Source organism: Roseovarius carneus (assembly GCF_020141465.1).
GTDB lineage: Bacteria > Pseudomonadota > Alphaproteobacteria > Rhodobacterales > Rhodobacteraceae > Roseovarius > Roseovarius carneus.
The window spans coordinates 1658573-1672750 of record NZ_JAHSPD010000001.1 but is presented as its reverse complement, the minus strand read 5'-3'; the positions used below and the strand labels follow the sequence as shown (position 1 = coordinate 1672750).

The window sequence follows — 14178 nt, the reverse complement described above, 5'->3', positions numbered from 1 at the left end:
TCCAAATATTCAGGGCGTGGGGATCAGGACTGCCCGGACCAGCGGCCTGGCAGATCGGTGGCAGCCCCTTTGGGCGCACGGATATGGCTCATCATCTGGCCAAGCGGGCCGTTTATCAAAGGCCCGAGGATTTTGCTCTCACGCGCCTTGGCCTTCACCGTCTCGATCTGCATTACATTGTCGATCCGACGGTCCAAAAAGGCCCATGTGGCCTCGTCATCCATGCTTTGATCGCCCAACCAATAGAGTACGGTAGAGCCATAAACCGCCGAAAGCATCGCGCGCTTGGTGTACCAGTTCACATCCTCCGACGTGTCGCCCAAGGCGGTCCAGATATGATCGCAGGTCTGCCAGATCGCGCGCGCGCCATCCGCGCTGTGATGGGGTAGCGCGAAAAGTGCCGTGCCCCGGCGGACCATCTCCTTGTCCTGAGCGGCCTCAAGCCGGAAGCGTACAGCGGCGGCGACCCGGTCGCGAAACCGCATGTCGCTGAGATCGGTGGCAGCAAGACGCTCTAGCATCGCCGCATCGCCCGCCGCGTGAAACGCCAGCGCCAGATCCACCGCGCCGCGCGGACACACGGCCCGCGCCACGGCGATATCAATGCCCGCGTCGCGCGCAGAGGCTTGAAACGCCCCCTCGGACCAGCCGTCAAACGGGACATGCATTGTTGCTGCATCCAGCAACTTTGCCTTGATTTCGCTATCGCTCATATTGGCCTCCTATCGCTTTCGGGCACCCTAGACAAAACACCGGGCCTTTGCTATACGCCAGCTTCCTGCAATTCATGCAACTCTAGACTAGGAAGGTGGTGACACCACATGCAGGTTAGTGTTCGCGACAACAATGTCGATCAGGCGCTCCGCGCTCTGAAGAAAAAGCTGCAGCGCGAAGGCGTTTTTCGGGAAATGAAGCTCAAGCAACATTTCGAGAAACCGTCAGAGAAAAAAGCGCGCGAGAAAGCTGAAGCGATTCGCCGGGCCCGGAAACTGGCGCGGAAAAAAGCTCAGCGCGAAGGGATGGTATAAGCACCCGGTAGCTGAAACCGACACGCAGACGATTGATAACCCCCGTGGCCCGTCCTCGGGGGTTTTTCATGTGCGCTGGTTCCCGCCGCCCACGCAGGGCCTGTGCGCGGCTTTGACCTTGTAGCGCAGGGCATGCGGCGTTATCTCACCTCAGAAAATAGCCTTGAGAGAGCATGATGAGCACACTTCACTACGTCAACGCCGCGCTGATGGCCACAATTATTGCCGTTCTGGCGGCCTCCGTCGCAATCTACCTGTGGGACCCAGACTATTTTACGCTGGTCTGGGCGGCGGAGGATAATGCGGTCGAATATGGCACAGCACTCTTCTTGTTGATCTCCAGCATTGTTCTGATGCTCCATTCCCGCTCGCTCGGCGGCAAGGGACGGCACGGGGCGATGGTGCTGACGACGATCTATGCGCTGATGTTCTTCTTGGCGGCAGGCGAAGAAATCAGCTGGGGTCAGCGGATTTTCGGCTGGGAATCCGGCGAGTTCTTTCAGGAAAACAACAAGCAGCTTGAGACAAATTTTCACAATCTTGTGGTGGGGGATTTCCACCTGGCCAAGACCCTCTTTGGCCCAATCCTGACGCTGTGCATACTGCTCTATCTGGTGGCGTTGCCTTGGGCGTTTCGGCGCTGGGACGGGGTGGCGGCATTGGCCAACCGCTTTGCCGTGCCGGTGCCATGGTTGCGCCATGCAGCGGTGGCCCTCGTGGCAAGCCTGATCATCGCGGTGATTGATGTCAGCCGGAAATGGGAGGTCTATGAGCTGATCTTCGCACTCATCTCCGTATCGATTTTCATTCTCCCACAAAACCGCAACAAGGTGACCTGAGACCAGCTCAGATAATTTCATCCTCATCATAAAGCGGGGCGGCGTCGAGATGCGCCGTCACGCCATCCGCCGCCGCCTCCCCACGCAGGGTCTCGGCGATATGAAAAAGCGCATCGCCCTCATAGACGCCAGGCATGTTGCTGCGTCCGATGATGATCCCTGCGATGTCGCTCGCGATCTCCACTTCCGTCTCGCCAAACGGGTCCGATATGGCGCCAAGCACCGTCCCCTCCTCCACCGCAGCCCCGGTCGGCAAGTACCCGCGAAAAAGGCCCGCCACGGGCGCGCGGCACCACTCAGAGCGCGCACACATCACGCTTGGCGCCCGCGCGCGTGGCACGCCCTTTTGCGGCACCATCTCCAGGTGTCGCATGACGCGCAGGATGCCCGAGACACCCGCCCGCGCCGCCAACTCGTCAAAGCGCAGCCCCTCGCCAGCCTCGTAAAGCAACACATCGACACCGCAGGCCTCGGCCGCCATGCGCAGCGACCCCTCGCGCAGTTTGGAGTTCAGCATCACAGGCGCTGCAAAAGCGCGAGCCAAGGCTTCGAGCCGGGGGTTTCCAGGGGTCAACCGCAACTGCGGCAGGTTGGTGCGGTGGATCGCGGCAGAGTGCAGATCAATGCCGATATCAGCGCGCATCACCACCTCACGCATGAAGATATCCGCAAGCCGCGCCGCCATGGATCCGCCCGACCCGCCGGGGAAACAGCGGTTCAGATCCCGCCTGTCAGGCAGATACCTCGAATTGTTCAGAAAGCCGTAAGTGTTCACGATTGGCACCGTCATAAGGGTGCCAGCCATGGATTTCAGCGGGGCCGCGCGCAACAGGCGGCGAACGATCTCGGCCCCGATCACCTCATCACCGTGAATAGCCGCGGAGACGAACATCACCGGGCCGGGCTTACGGCCATGGATCACATGCACCGAGAGGTTGACAGGGGTGTGATCAGACAAGGTGCTGACGGGGATATCCACCGTCCGGCGGGTGCCGGGTGCGACACTTGTGCCGCTGATCTCGAAAGGCTTTGAATGAGGCATCACGCCCTCCTTGTGTGCCGCCGCTCCGCGCTCGGGCTTTGCCCGCGCTACTCGCGAAAGGCGCGCACGAAATAGTTGCTGAGCGGCTGTATCAGATAAGAGATCGGTGTGCGATCCTCCGTGCGCATAAACGCGTCAACCGGCATGCCGGGGATAAGAGTGGTGCTCTTTGGCAGCCGCGCGCGTTGCGCCTCGCTCAGAGAAATCTTGGCGCGATAATAGGTGATCGCGCGGCGCTCATCGTCAAACGCATCTGCCGAGATATGCACCACTTGCCCGGTCAATTCGGGTGTGGATCGCTGATCCAGCCCTGCGAGCCGCAAGGTCACATCCTGACCCACAAAGATTGCGTCGATGTGGATCGGATCAACCTTTGCGTTGATAATCAAGGGCCGATCCTGCGGCACGATGTAGAGCACCGGATCGGCAGGGCGCAACACAGATTGCGGCGCAAAAACCGTGAGGCCGTAGATCACGCCGGAGACAGGGGCGCGAATGTTGAGGCGGCTAAGCTGCTCGGTCAGGGCGAGGCGACGCTCGCGCAGCTCAAGCTCGCGGAATTGCAGGTCGCGCAAGGTCGTGATCGCTTCTTCGCGACGGGCGGAGACAATTTGCCCCTGTTCGATATCAATCTCGGTGAGACGCCCTTCGGCTTGGGCCTTTTGCGCGCTGAGATCGCCCAAAATGCCATTCAGGCGGGCGCGCTCACGCCGCAGCGCGAGGCTACGCGCGGCTTGGGCGAGGCCCATCTCCAGAAGCCGCTCCTGATCGGCCAACTCACGCTCAATCAACGTGATCTGCTCAATCAGCGCGCGTTGCTGGGCCTGCACCCCTGCGATTTGATCGCGCATCTGGTCGCGGCGTTTGTCGAGCTGCGCCACCCTGTTCGCCATCGTCTCGGCGCGGGCGGCCAGAAGGCGGATCTGGCCATCCATTAAGTCTCTGACATGCATATCCCGCGCAGCGACTTCGGACAGGAGCGGATCAAAGATCGGGAGAGCCCTGGCGTCGCGCTCTGCCTCAAGGCGGGCGCGGCGGGCCATCAGCTCAAAAAGCTGGCTCTCGACAATCGTGAGACGCGAGGCCAACTGCATGATATCGAGCCGCAGCAGTACATCGCCGGCCCTCACCGTATCGCCCTCCTCCACGAGGATTTCAGCCACAACACCTCCATCCGGGTGCTGCACGATCTGCCGGTTCTGATCCACCTCGATGCGGCCGCTGGCGATAACCGCGCCGGAGATGCTCGACAAGGTGGCCCACGCCCCAAAACCAAATAAAAGCGCCGCAAGGCTCGCTATCCCGACAAGGATTGGCTTTGCCGCCGACCATCTCGCAGCGTCCCTCATGCTGCCCCCGCGCGAGGTTTGACTGCTGCAATCTGAGCGCTGTTCCTGACCACGTCACGCATCACCGCGTCGCGCGGGCCGAAGGCGCGGACTGCGCCGTCCTCAAGCATCAGGAGAAGATCGCATTCCCTCAGCGCGGCGGGACGATGGGCAATAATCAGCGCAGCGCCACCTGCGCCCTTAAACGCCTTGATCGCAGAGTTTACGGCCTCACTGCCCTCATTGTCGAGGTTTGAGTTCGGTTCATCCAGCACCAAAAGCACAGGCGCGCCATACATCGCGCGGGCAAGCCCGATGCGCTGTATCTGCCCCCCCGAAAGGCGCGCGCCCACCGCCGAGACGCGCGTGTTATAGCCATCGGGCAGGCCGAGGATCATCTCATGAACGTCCGCTTTGCGCGCCGCGTCCACCACTTTGGCATCCTCTGGTACGGCGGCCATGCGGGCAATATTCTGGGCAACCGTCCCGTCAAAAAGCTGAACCCGCTGAGGAAGATAACCAACGTGCTGCCCGCGCGTGGCCGCACCGTATTGATCAAGCGTAGCCCCACCCAGCCGCACTGTGCCTGACATCGGACTGCACAACCCGGTAATCGCGCGCGCCAACGTTGATTTACCGGCACCCGTCACACCGATCACACCGAGCGCCTGCCCCGGCTCCACCGCAAAGCTCACGGATTTGAGCGAGGGCATCCTTTCGTCCGGCAGGCAGACGCTCAGGTGCTCCACGACCAGTTTCGCCTCTGGCCTTGGCAATTTGGTCAACGTCTTTTCGGGTGGCACCCGCGCCAGCATACCGCCAAGCGCGCGCCACCCCTGCCCCGCGCGCTGCGCAAGTGGCCATTGGCTCAACACCATCTCAATTGGCGCGAGCGCCCGCCCCAGAAGGATGGTGCTCGCGATCATAGCGCCCGCTGTGAGATGCCCGAGGATCACCAGATAGGCCCCGAGGCCCAGCATGGCGGACTGTAGAAACAACCGAAAAACCCGCGTTGTGACACTGAACGAGCCGGCCATATCCGCCGCAGACACTTGCCGGTCCAGCGAGGTGCCCCGCGCGGTTTGCCACGCAGCGAAGGCCGCGCCGCGCATACCCAATGCCTCGATCGTTTCGGCCTCGGAACGGTATTGAGTTGCCATGATTTCAGCCTGATGGGATGCCATCCCCGCCTCAGTATTGACGCCGCGCGTGATGACTTGATTCAAGACCGCCATCAGAATCAGAATTGCCGCCCCCATGAGGGCCAGCGTCCCAAGCCACGGATGGAAAATCCAGATCCCGGCGATAAAAATGGGCGTGAAAGGGATGTCGAACCCGGCTGTCAGCACCGGAGAGGTCATAAGCCGCCTGATCGCCTCCAAATCATTGAGGTCGGTCGCTGCTATCTCGGTGGGATGTCTTGCCGCCTCTCGGAGAGTGGCGTCGAACACCCGCCGGTCCAATAGCGTCTGAAACCGCGCGCCGGCACGTCCCATCACGCGCCAACGGGCAAAATCCAAAAGACCCATCATCCCATATAGAAACGCCACAAGCCCGGTAAGCGCCACCAACGTCTCAACCGAGCGCGAGCCAAGCACACGGTCATAGACTTGGAGCATGTAGAGCGGACCCGTGAGCATCAGAAGGTTCACGAACACACTAAAGAGGCCCACAAACCAATAATAGCTGCGCGAGGCGCGCCGGGCCGCGCGCAATTCGCTTATGCCAGAACGCTCTGTCACGCGCCTGCCCGTGCATGGCTATTGCGCGCAGGCCAAGCGTTTGGCCCAGAAACAAGGATCCGCCATGCATATGGCATAAGGCTCTCACTTTCAGTCAAACGGCGTATGGGCCATCTAGGCTGAACGAGATTAATAACCCGTGTAGGCGGACCCGCCTCCCAAATCCTTCAGACCGCCATCGCCACGGTCGGCGACACAAGCGGCGTAGCCCTCACATCGGCTGCGTTCGGGGCCTCAATCAGCTGGTTCCCATATGTGCTGGCGGTTACAGTCGTGCTCTTTGCTTTCTCCACGATGATCGCCTGGTCCTATTATCGCTTGAAAAGCTAGGCCTATATCTTCGGCGAGGGAAAAACCTCAGAGCTGACCTTCAAGGTGATCTTCTGCGTCTTCATCATGATCGGTGCGGCGGCAAGCCTTGGGCCAGTGATCGACTTCTCGGATGCCGCGATCTTTGCGATGGCCGTGGTCAACATCTTCCGCCTCTATTTCCTGATGAAGCTGGTGCGTACAGAACTGGCGTCCTACTCCGCCCGTCTGGCGACAGGTGAGATCAGGAAATACGCAAAGTAAGCGAGTGTCTGGGGCCCCATAAGCAGGCCGCGCAGCAAGACCCATCAAGACCCCCAAAATCACCTACTGGCACGGGGCCGTATCGCGGTTGGTGGCTTTCTGCTACGCTCGACCCCAGAACGGCCTTGGCACACCCACGCCACGACCGCTCCAAAAGGCCCGTCAGAGGCCAACCATACGCCACCGTACAAAAGCGGTTCCAACGCTTCAGGGAGACCTCATATGAACCTCAGACCGGACCCCACATTCCACGCCTCGCCCAAACTTGCGATGCAGGCCCCCGTCGAGAATTACGCCTTCACAGTGATGCTCAGCCCGGATGGCAGCCAGTCAGACGGCATCGGCGTGATCGACCTCAAACCCGGCTCAAAGACCTATGGGCAGATGGTTCATCAAGTCATTGTCCCCAACAAGGGCGACGAATTTCACCACTTCGGCTGGAACGCTTGTTCATCGTCGCTGTCGCCCCTCACGGGCCATGCCTTCCTTGAGCGGCGCTATCTGATCGTGCCGGGCATCCGGTCGAGCCGCATCTATATCATCGACGTGAAAGACCCGCTCAAAGCCCATATTCACAAGACGATTGAGCCTGAAGAGCTGTTTGAAAAAACGGGCTATTCACGCCCACACACCATCCATTGTGGCCCCGAGGGGATCTATGTTTCCACGCTGGGCGGCGGTGGCGAGGACGGCACTGACGGCCCTCCCGGCATCTTCATCATGGACTGCCAGACATTCGAGATCATCGGCCGCTACGAGATGGATCGCGGCAAGCAGGACAAGCACTATGACTTCTGGTGGAACCTGCCGCAGGATTACATGGTCAGTTCCGAATGGGGCCTGCCGCCACAATTTGAGAACGGTGTCGTCGCCGAGGATTTGCTGAGCAACAAATACGGCCATTCGATCCATTTCTGGGACCTGCGCGCGCGCAAGAATATCCAGACAATTGATCTGGGCGAGAATCACCAGATGGCTCTGGAAATCCGGCCCGCACATGACCCCACGAAATCCTACGGGTTTTGCGGCGTGGTGGTGGATACCACGAATCTCCAAGGCTCCATCTTCACATGGTGGCGCGATGAGAATGGCACATGGCAGGCCAAGAAGGTCATCACCATCGATCCGCGCCCCGAGGACCCCGCAAACCTGCCGCCACTTCTACAAGGGTTCGGAGCCGTGCCGCCGCTTGTCACCGATATCGACCTCAGCCTTGACGACAAATACCTCTATGTCGCGTGCTGGGGCCTTGGCGAGATGCACCAATATGACGTGAGCGATCCGATGAACCCCGTTCTGGCCGGTAAGGTCGAGCTAGGCGGCATTGCCAAAGGTGCCACACATCCCAACGGCAAGCTCTTCGCCTATGGCCCCCAGATGGTCGAGGTCAGTCGCGATGGCAAACGGGTCTATTGGACGAACTCGCTCTATTCCACATGGGACGATCAGTTCTATCCCGATGACGAAGGTGGGCAAATGGTGATGGCGCATGTAGGCGAGAATGGCGGGCTGACACTCGCCGAGGATTTCTACGTCGATTTCCCACCCGGCCTGCGGGCGCACCAGATCCGGCTTGAGGGGGGAGACTGTTCCACAGACAGTTTCTGTTATCCCTCGGTCTGACGCGTGATCGAACCAGTCTCGGCGGCGGCCCTCTGGGGGGCCGTCATCGTCTCGGGCCTCTACCATGGCGTAAATCCCGGCATGGGATGGCCCCTGGCCGTCTCTGCCGCGCTGATGGAGCGCAAACGCAGCGCATTGCCCCGTGCGCTCGCGCTGTTGGCACTGGGGCATTTCCTCGCCATGGTGGCAATCCTCTTGCCCTTCTCGCTATTGCTCTTTTTGGTGGAGTGGGAGAGCGAGATCCGCATCGGCGCAGGCGCGTTGGTGATCGCGATGGGTGTTTATCTGCTCATCAACAGGCGGCACCCGAAAATCCTCGCGCGTATTCACCCCGCGCGGCTGGCGCTCTGGTCGTTTCTGGCCGCTATGGCGCATGGCGCGGGCCTTATGCTCGTGCCGATCTTTCTGGGTATCTGCGGGCTGGTCGAGGCCGATACCGGCCACGCGGCGGCGCAGCAGCTTATGGGCAGCAATGTCGGCATCGCCTTTGCAGTGGCCGCCATTCATACCTTCGCCATGACGGCCGCAGGCGGCGTGATCGCGATCGTGATCTATCTCTGGCTGGGGCTGAAATTCCTGTCACGCACGTGGTTCAATCTCGATCTTGTCTGGGCACTCAGCCTGATCCTCGTGGGCGCGTTCGGGATATACTCAGCCCTCTACGGGCATTAAACGCCTGCCGCTGGTTCGGTGCGTTCTGATGTAAACGGGCGTTTTGCTTTGCAAAACGTCTCACCCGCTCTCGGCATTTGCGATGCAAACGCCTGCCGCTGGTTGGGTGTGCTTTGCTTGGCCGGGCGTTTTGCTTTGCAAAACGCCTTTGGTGCGGGTGAAGGGACTCGAACCCCCACGCCATAGGCGCCAGAACCTAAATCTGGTGCGTCTACCAATTCCGCCACACCCGCAATGGATGCGCGCAGGCCCGCGCGGCATCTCGCCTTGTGTCCTAGCAAAGCGCCCGAGCGGATGCGAGTGGAAAATCTGTACCACGGAGCAGTTTGATAAAAAACGCAGGACATTTACCCTTTATGGGCGTATACTGTCTCTAATAATGAGCAGATAACAACAGACGGACATACCGCCATGAAGCCAGATATGGCCGGGCGCGATCACGGGCAAAGCACCCTTGAAGGCCCTCTTACGCCTGCTGGAGTCCTCTCCGGCAGTATCGTTTTGACATTGGACGGCGAGATGCCGATTGAGCATCTGAGCGCCGGGGATCGCATTATTACACGCGATACCGGCACAGCCATTCTACACGACGTGCGCAAACATGTGCTGCGCACACGCGCCGTTCGTATCCTCGCCGGATCGCTCGGCGACACGCGGCCAGACCGCGACGTGGTTTTGCCCGAAGCGCAGCAGATCTTGGTACGCGACTGGCGTGCCAAGGCGCTTTTTGGCCTTGGTGAGGCGCTTGCGCCTGCGGCGGGGCTGGTGGATGGGGAGTTCATCACCAATGAAGGGCTGATGACCATGGTGCTTTACGAGCTGCAATTCGATGCGCCGCATGTGGTTTATGTGGATGGATTGGAGCTTGGCGCCGGCCTGCTATAGAGCGCAGTGCCCTAGGGTTGAGCTTCACTCAGGCTCAACCAACCGTCCATTGATCAGAACGTGCACGCAACAGGCGGCAATCTTTCCGGCAGATATACGGCGAAAACCTCCACGTTCCAGCCATGCTCGGCCCGCGCGCGTGCGATCACGAACCCGTCCCTGCCAGTATTGCCCAGCCCGCAGAGCACCACCGCTTTGTGTGCGTGGCCCGCGAGGTCAGGGCAGGCGTGCCGCATGACACCCGCCGCGGCCTGCCGCCCCGCGCGCACCATGAGTGCCAACCCTGTGACGCTGCCAGAGGCGATTGTGACCTGTTCAACGGCACGCATTTCGGCGGGCGTGATGGGATTTTGCATGACAGCTCTGGCGCCCCCGATTCAGTTTCGCCCGCAATTGCAGCTGACTGCCTATTTTTTAATCAAATTATGCTTAGCCTGCGAAGACGCGGCGATAATCCGAGCCTATCCGATTGAGACCCCTTCTGAGAAGTGGTCTGAACAACCCCGATGAAGGGCATGCCAAGGGAGGCCAGCCATGAAGAAGATTGAGGCGATCATCAAGCCGTTCAAACTGGACGAGGTGAAGGAAGCTTTGCAAGAAGCGGGCATTCAGGGTCTGAGCGTTCTGGAGGTCAAAGGATTTGGCCGTCAGAAAGGGCATACAGAGCTCTATCGCGGCGCCGAATATGTCGTGGATTTCCTGCCGAAAGTGAAGATCGACGTGGTTCTGGACGATGATCAGGTAGACGCCGCGATTGCAGCGATCACCGAGGCGGCCAAAACCGACAAGATTGGCGACGGCAAGATTTTTGTCAGCCCGATCGAACAGGCCATCCGCATCCGCACCGGCGAATCCGGCTCAGACGCTCTTTAAGAGCGCCTCAAACACTCAACCAAAATTCACCAACAAATCTAAACACTAAACCTCAAGGGGATACGACATGAGCGCAAAGGATCTGCTCCAGACCATCAAGGATGAAGACGTTGAATACGTGGACATCCGCTTCACTGACCCACGCGGCAAGTTGCAGCACGTGACGGTCATGGCCGATCAGGTCGACGAGGATTTTCTCGACGAGGGCTTCATGTTCGACGGCTCTTCGATCTCGGGTTGGAAATCCATCGAAGCCTCCGACATGAAGCTGATGCCCGACACGACAAGTGGCTATATCGACCCGTTTTATGCGGAGAAGACGATCTGCCTTCATTGCTCGGTTGTGGAACCTGACACGGGCGAGGCGTATGACCGCGATCCACGCGGCACCGCCGAGAAGGCCGAGGCTTATCTCAAGTCATCCGGCATTGGCGACGCAGCCTATATGGGTCCAGAGGCCGAGTTTTTCCTTTTTGATGACGTGAAATTCTCCACCTCGATCAACAAGGTCTCCTATGAGGTTGATGCACAGGACGCGTCGTGGAACAGCGATACGGACTACGAGATGGGCAATATGGGCCACCGTCCCGGCGTGAAGGGGGGGTATTTCCCCGTCAATCCGATTGATGACGGCCAAGACATCCGTAGCGAAATGCTGAGCACCATGAAGCGCATCGGCATGAAGGTGGACAAGCACCACCACGAGGTGGCCTCGTGCCAGCACGAGCTGGGCCTGATCTTCGACAGCCTGACAAAACAGGCCGATGAGCTTCAGAAGTTCAAATACATCATCCACAACGTGGCCGCCGCCTATGGCAAAACGGCCACGTTCATGCCCAAGCCTATCGCGGGCGACAACGGCACAGGGATGCATGTGAACATGTCGATCTGGAAAGATGGCAAGCCATTGTTTTCCGGTGACAAATACGCCGATCTCAGCCAGGAGGCCCTCTATTACATCGGCGGCATCCTGAAACACGCAAAGTCGCTGAACGCGTTCACCAACCCGTCCACCAACAGCTACAAGCGTCTGGTGCCCGGCTTTGAGGCCCCTGTCCTGCGCGCCTACTCTGCCCGCAACCGCTCGGGCTGTGTGCGTATTCCGTGGACCGAGAGCCCCAAGGCAAAGCGCGTCGAGGCCCGTTTCCCGGACCCTGCCTCGAACCCCTACCTGTGCTTCTCAGCGCTGCTGATGGCCGGTCTTGACGGCATCAAGAACAAGATCGATCCGGGTGAAGCGATGGATAAGAACCTCTATGATCTGCCCGCCGAAGAGCTGGCAGGTATCCCTACCGTTTGCGGATCGCTCCGCGAAGCCATGGAGGCACTTATCGCGGATCACGACTATCTTCTGGCCGGTGACGTGTTCACCAAGGACCAGATTGACGGCTATATCGCCCTCAAGATGGAAGAGATCGAAAAATACGAGCACACACCCCACCCGGTGGAGTTCGCGATGTATTATAGCTGCTGATCTCTGGCAGTTTGAATTGAGAGGGCGCCCGTCACAGGGCGCCCTTTTTTGTCGCCCAAGGGCTGGGATGCATAACGCGCCGGACAATATAGCGTCGCCCTTAAGGCCCGTGCCCGCGTGCGGCAAATCCTACTCGGACGGCACCACGTCGCGCGGCGGAGTTGAGGCAAGCGTGCAGGCCACGCTCTCGCCGCTGGAAAGCGTGCTCAGGGTAGCCTCCTCGCCTTTGCCCTGAAAATCAACATCACCGCCCGAATATCGAAAGCCTGATCCGCTTGGAACTTGCTGCAAGGGAACGTGCAGGCTTGTCTGACCGCCCTCAGCCGGGTCTGACACCAAAATGGCCAGCGCCCGTGCAGAATCTGTACCCGACATAAAAACGGCGTAGACCCCGGTCGCGCCAGACGCACACAGAAATTGAGCCTGAGGCTGTGCTACCAGCGGGCTGGCCCAGATTATGGCCGCGCAGAGGGCCGTGAGATTTCGTATTGGCATAGACGCGGCTCCGGTTTGAGCTTGGTAAAGCAGCCTTATCTTGCAACCGATTTGAAAGCAGGCCAAGCGGATTGTCCTGCTATGATCTGCTACGGTGGCGCGACGTGTCCAACCGGAGGCAGTCTGGCCCGTTTGAAACCTCCAATGTGTTTCATCCCGTGCGCGCCTGTCACCATCGCGTGACGTGGCTGACACATCGCTGGTATGGCCTCGCGCGGCCCCTTATCCTTTGTCGTGACACACGAGCAAAAGGGGGCCAAAATGGCCACAGAGCGCCTTACATTTACAGGCCATGATGGATCTGAGCTGGCAGCCCGGCTGGATATGCCCGACGGCGCCCATATGGCGACGGCGCTTTTCGCGCATTGCTTCACCTGCTCCAAGGATATCCCGGCGGCGCGGCGCATCTCGGCCCGGCTGGCGGGGGCGGGCATTGCCGTGCTGCGGTTTGATTTCACCGGCCTTGGCCATTCCAGCGGAGAGTTCGCGAACACCACGTTTACCTCCAATGTCGAGGATATCACGCTTGCCGCCGCGGCCCTCGCCGCGCGCGGGATGGCCCCTGTGCTCTTGATCGGTCATTCGCTGGGCGGGGCCGCCGTGCTGCGCGCGGCGCGCCAGATCGACAGTGTGCAGGCCGTGGCGACAATCGGCGCGCCCTTCGATCCCGGCCACGTCACCCATAATTTCGGCGGCGCTCTGGACGAGATCGCAGCCACCGGCAGTGCCGAGGTTCAGCTGGGCGGTCGGCCCGTCCGTATCGGGCAAAGCTTCGTCGAGGATGTGAGCGCCGCCTCCCTCGCAGACGATATCGCGCATCTCGGCCGCGCTCTGCTGGTCCTGCATGCCCCACGCGATGAGACGGTGGGTATCGAGAACGCCAGCCAAATTTTCGGTGCGGCAAAACACCCCAAAAGCTTTGTCACACTGGATGAGGCCGATCACCTGATCACCGCCCCCAAAGACGCCGAATACGCCGCCGAGGTGATCGCTGCATGGGCCACACGCTACCTCACCCTCACGCCCCCCGCCCCGCCCCCCGGCGCGCCCGAAGGCATCGTGCGGGTGGCCGAAGCCAGCCCAGATGGCTTCCTGCAGGACGTGAATGCGGGCCCGCGCCACCACGCGCTGGCCGACGAGCCATTGGCCTACGGCGGCACCGACAAAGGCATGTCACCCTACGGCTTTCTTGCGGCAGGCCTCGGCGCCTGCACGTCGATGACCATCCGCATGTATGCGCGGCGCAAGGGCTGGCCCCTCACCCATATCCGCGTGGAGGTCAGCCACGACAAGGTCCACGCGCAAGACGCCGATTGCGGGCGGCTGGGCAAGGCCGACACCTTCATCCGCACGGTCTTTCTCGACGGTGATCTGGACGCGGATCAGCGCGCCCGCCTGCTGGAAATTGCCGATAAATGCCCCGTCCACCGCACGCTGGAGGCCAGCGCGCATATCGTGACCCAAATGGGCTAAACCGCGCGGCCCCTGCTTTTTCTTGGTCAAAAATACCCAAATCCAGCGGAAGCGGCGGGACCAAACGTCCCAGATCAGGGCGCCCGCCTTGCTGCGCGCGTCGCAAAGGCCTAAACCGCGCACAACCGCCC

General features: G+C 60.4%; 14 protein-coding genes, 1 tRNA gene and 1 pseudogene. 9 read left to right on the top strand and 7 right to left on the bottom strand.

The window, feature by feature from the left end; translation table 11 throughout:
- Positions 1-23: 23 nt before the first annotated feature.
- On the bottom strand, positions 24-713 hold the full coding sequence (locus tag KUD11_RS08405; RefSeq protein ID WP_109385102.1) for a COQ9 family protein: 690 nt from the start codon (positions 711-713) through the stop codon (positions 24-26).
- A gap of 108 nt (positions 714-821) precedes the next feature.
- On the opposite strand from KUD11_RS08405, the gene rpsU reads away from it, so the two are divergent.
- Positions 822-1028: a 30S ribosomal protein S21 gene (rpsU, locus tag KUD11_RS08400; protein ID WP_092835189.1), complete on the top strand. Its 207-nt coding sequence runs from the start codon at positions 822-824 to the stop codon at positions 1026-1028.
- 176 nt (positions 1029-1204) lie between these two features.
- Entirely contained in the window at positions 1205-1867 is a 663-nt protein-coding gene (locus KUD11_RS08395; protein WP_146190842.1) for a hypothetical protein, read from the top strand.
- A gap of 7 nt (positions 1868-1874) precedes the next feature.
- Here the strand turns inward: KUD11_RS08395 and KUD11_RS08390 are convergent, their stop codons facing one another.
- The 3 genes from KUD11_RS08390 to KUD11_RS08380 are packed head-to-tail and all read right to left on the bottom strand — an operon-like array spanning position 1875 to position 5979.
- Entirely contained in the window at positions 1875-2909 is a 1035-nt protein-coding gene (locus KUD11_RS08390; protein ID WP_109385104.1) for a succinylglutamate desuccinylase/aspartoacylase family protein, read from the bottom strand.
- Positions 2910-2956: 47 nt separating this feature from the next.
- On the bottom strand, positions 2957-4258 hold the full coding sequence (locus KUD11_RS08385; RefSeq protein ID WP_109385105.1) for an HlyD family type I secretion periplasmic adaptor subunit: 1302 nt from the start codon (positions 4256-4258) through the stop codon (positions 2957-2959).
- Positions 4255-5979 (bottom strand): type I secretion system permease/ATPase, encoded by a 1725-nt coding sequence (locus KUD11_RS08380; RefSeq protein WP_109385106.1) that lies wholly within the window; start codon positions 5977-5979, stop codon positions 4255-4257. The genes KUD11_RS08385 and KUD11_RS08380 overlap by 4 nt, the downstream gene beginning before the upstream one ends.
- A 171-nt stretch (positions 5980-6150) precedes the next feature.
- On the opposite strand from KUD11_RS08380, the pseudogene KUD11_RS08375 reads away from it, so the two are divergent.
- The 3 genes and pseudogenes from KUD11_RS08375 to KUD11_RS08365 form a co-directional block, all read left to right on the top strand.
- Positions 6151-6552, top strand: a pseudogene (locus tag KUD11_RS08375) (alanine:cation symporter family protein); the annotation flags it as partial.
- Between the two features lie 222 nt (positions 6553-6774).
- Positions 6775-8175, top strand: a complete 1401-nt coding sequence (locus KUD11_RS08370) for a selenium-binding protein SBP56-related protein (RefSeq protein WP_109385107.1) — start codon at positions 6775-6777, stop codon at positions 8173-8175.
- A gap of 6 nt (positions 8176-8181) precedes the next feature.
- Entirely contained in the window at positions 8182-8847 is a 666-nt protein-coding gene (locus KUD11_RS08365; RefSeq protein ID WP_397545239.1) for a hypothetical protein, read from the top strand.
- A 149-nt stretch (positions 8848-8996) separates the two neighbouring features.
- On the opposite strand, the gene KUD11_RS08360 is transcribed toward KUD11_RS08365, so the two are convergent.
- Positions 8997-9080: transfer RNA gene (locus KUD11_RS08360), tRNA-Leu, on the bottom strand.
- A 178-nt stretch (positions 9081-9258) separates the two neighbouring features.
- On the opposite strand from KUD11_RS08360, the gene KUD11_RS08355 reads away from it, so the two are divergent.
- Complete coding sequence (locus tag KUD11_RS08355) at positions 9259-9732, top strand: Hint domain-containing protein (protein ID WP_109385109.1); 474 nt, start codon at positions 9259-9261, stop codon at positions 9730-9732.
- Between the two features lie 53 nt (positions 9733-9785).
- On the opposite strand, the gene KUD11_RS08350 is transcribed toward KUD11_RS08355, so the two are convergent.
- Positions 9786-10088 (bottom strand): NAD(P)H-hydrate epimerase, encoded by a 303-nt coding sequence (locus KUD11_RS08350; protein WP_109385110.1) that lies wholly within the window; start codon positions 10086-10088, stop codon positions 9786-9788.
- A gap of 178 nt (positions 10089-10266) precedes the next feature.
- Here KUD11_RS08350 and KUD11_RS08345 point away from each other — a divergent pair, with 178 nt between their 5' ends.
- A complete protein-coding gene (locus KUD11_RS08345; RefSeq protein ID WP_109385111.1) occupies positions 10267-10605 on the top strand; it encodes a P-II family nitrogen regulator in 339 nt (112 codons plus the stop codon).
- Between the two features lie 67 nt (positions 10606-10672).
- Positions 10673-12079 (top strand): type I glutamate--ammonia ligase, encoded by a 1407-nt coding sequence (gene glnA, locus KUD11_RS08340; protein ID WP_109385112.1) that lies wholly within the window; start codon positions 10673-10675, stop codon positions 12077-12079.
- Positions 12080-12208: 129 nt separating this feature from the next.
- On the opposite strand, the gene KUD11_RS08335 is transcribed toward glnA, so the two are convergent.
- Positions 12209-12574, bottom strand: coding sequence for an MliC family protein (locus tag KUD11_RS08335; protein WP_109385113.1), 366 nt, complete (start codon positions 12572-12574; stop codon positions 12209-12211).
- A 261-nt stretch (positions 12575-12835) separates the two neighbouring features.
- Between KUD11_RS08335 and KUD11_RS08330 the strand changes: the two genes are divergently transcribed.
- Entirely contained in the window at positions 12836-14047 is a 1212-nt protein-coding gene (locus KUD11_RS08330) for a bifunctional alpha/beta hydrolase/OsmC family protein (RefSeq protein WP_109388041.1), read from the top strand.
- Positions 14048-14178: the final 131 nt, after the last annotated feature.

Excerpts from the sequence above, each read along its gene's own strand:
- KUD11_RS08405 (WP_109385102.1), bottom strand. The coding sequence starts at position 713 with ATGAGCGATAGCGAAATCAAGGCAAAGTTGCTGGATGCAGCAACAATG.
- rpsU (WP_092835189.1), top strand. The coding sequence starts at position 822 with ATGCAGGTTAGTGTTCGCGACAACAATGTCGATCAGGCGCTCCGCGCT.
- KUD11_RS08395 (WP_146190842.1), top strand. The coding sequence starts at position 1,205 with ATGAGCACACTTCACTACGTCAACGCCGCGCTGATGGCCACAATTATT.
- KUD11_RS08390 (WP_109385104.1), bottom strand. The coding sequence starts at position 2,909 with ATGCCTCATTCAAAGCCTTTCGAGATCAGCGGCACAAGTGTCGCACCC.
- KUD11_RS08385 (WP_109385105.1), bottom strand. The coding sequence starts at position 4,258 with ATGAGGGACGCTGCGAGATGGTCGGCGGCAAAGCCAATCCTTGTCGGG.
- KUD11_RS08370 (WP_109385107.1), top strand. The coding sequence starts at position 6,775 with ATGAACCTCAGACCGGACCCCACATTCCACGCCTCGCCCAAACTTGCG.
- KUD11_RS08355 (WP_109385109.1), top strand. The coding sequence starts at position 9,259 with ATGAAGCCAGATATGGCCGGGCGCGATCACGGGCAAAGCACCCTTGAA.
- KUD11_RS08350 (WP_109385110.1), bottom strand. The coding sequence starts at position 10,088 with ATGCAAAATCCCATCACGCCCGCCGAAATGCGTGCCGTTGAACAGGTC.
- KUD11_RS08345 (WP_109385111.1), top strand. The coding sequence starts at position 10,267 with ATGAAGAAGATTGAGGCGATCATCAAGCCGTTCAAACTGGACGAGGTG.
- glnA (WP_109385112.1), top strand. The coding sequence starts at position 10,673 with ATGAGCGCAAAGGATCTGCTCCAGACCATCAAGGATGAAGACGTTGAA.
- KUD11_RS08335 (WP_109385113.1), bottom strand. The coding sequence starts at position 12,574 with ATGCCAATACGAAATCTCACGGCCCTCTGCGCGGCCATAATCTGGGCC.
- KUD11_RS08330 (WP_109388041.1), top strand. The coding sequence starts at position 12,836 with ATGGCCACAGAGCGCCTTACATTTACAGGCCATGATGGATCTGAGCTG.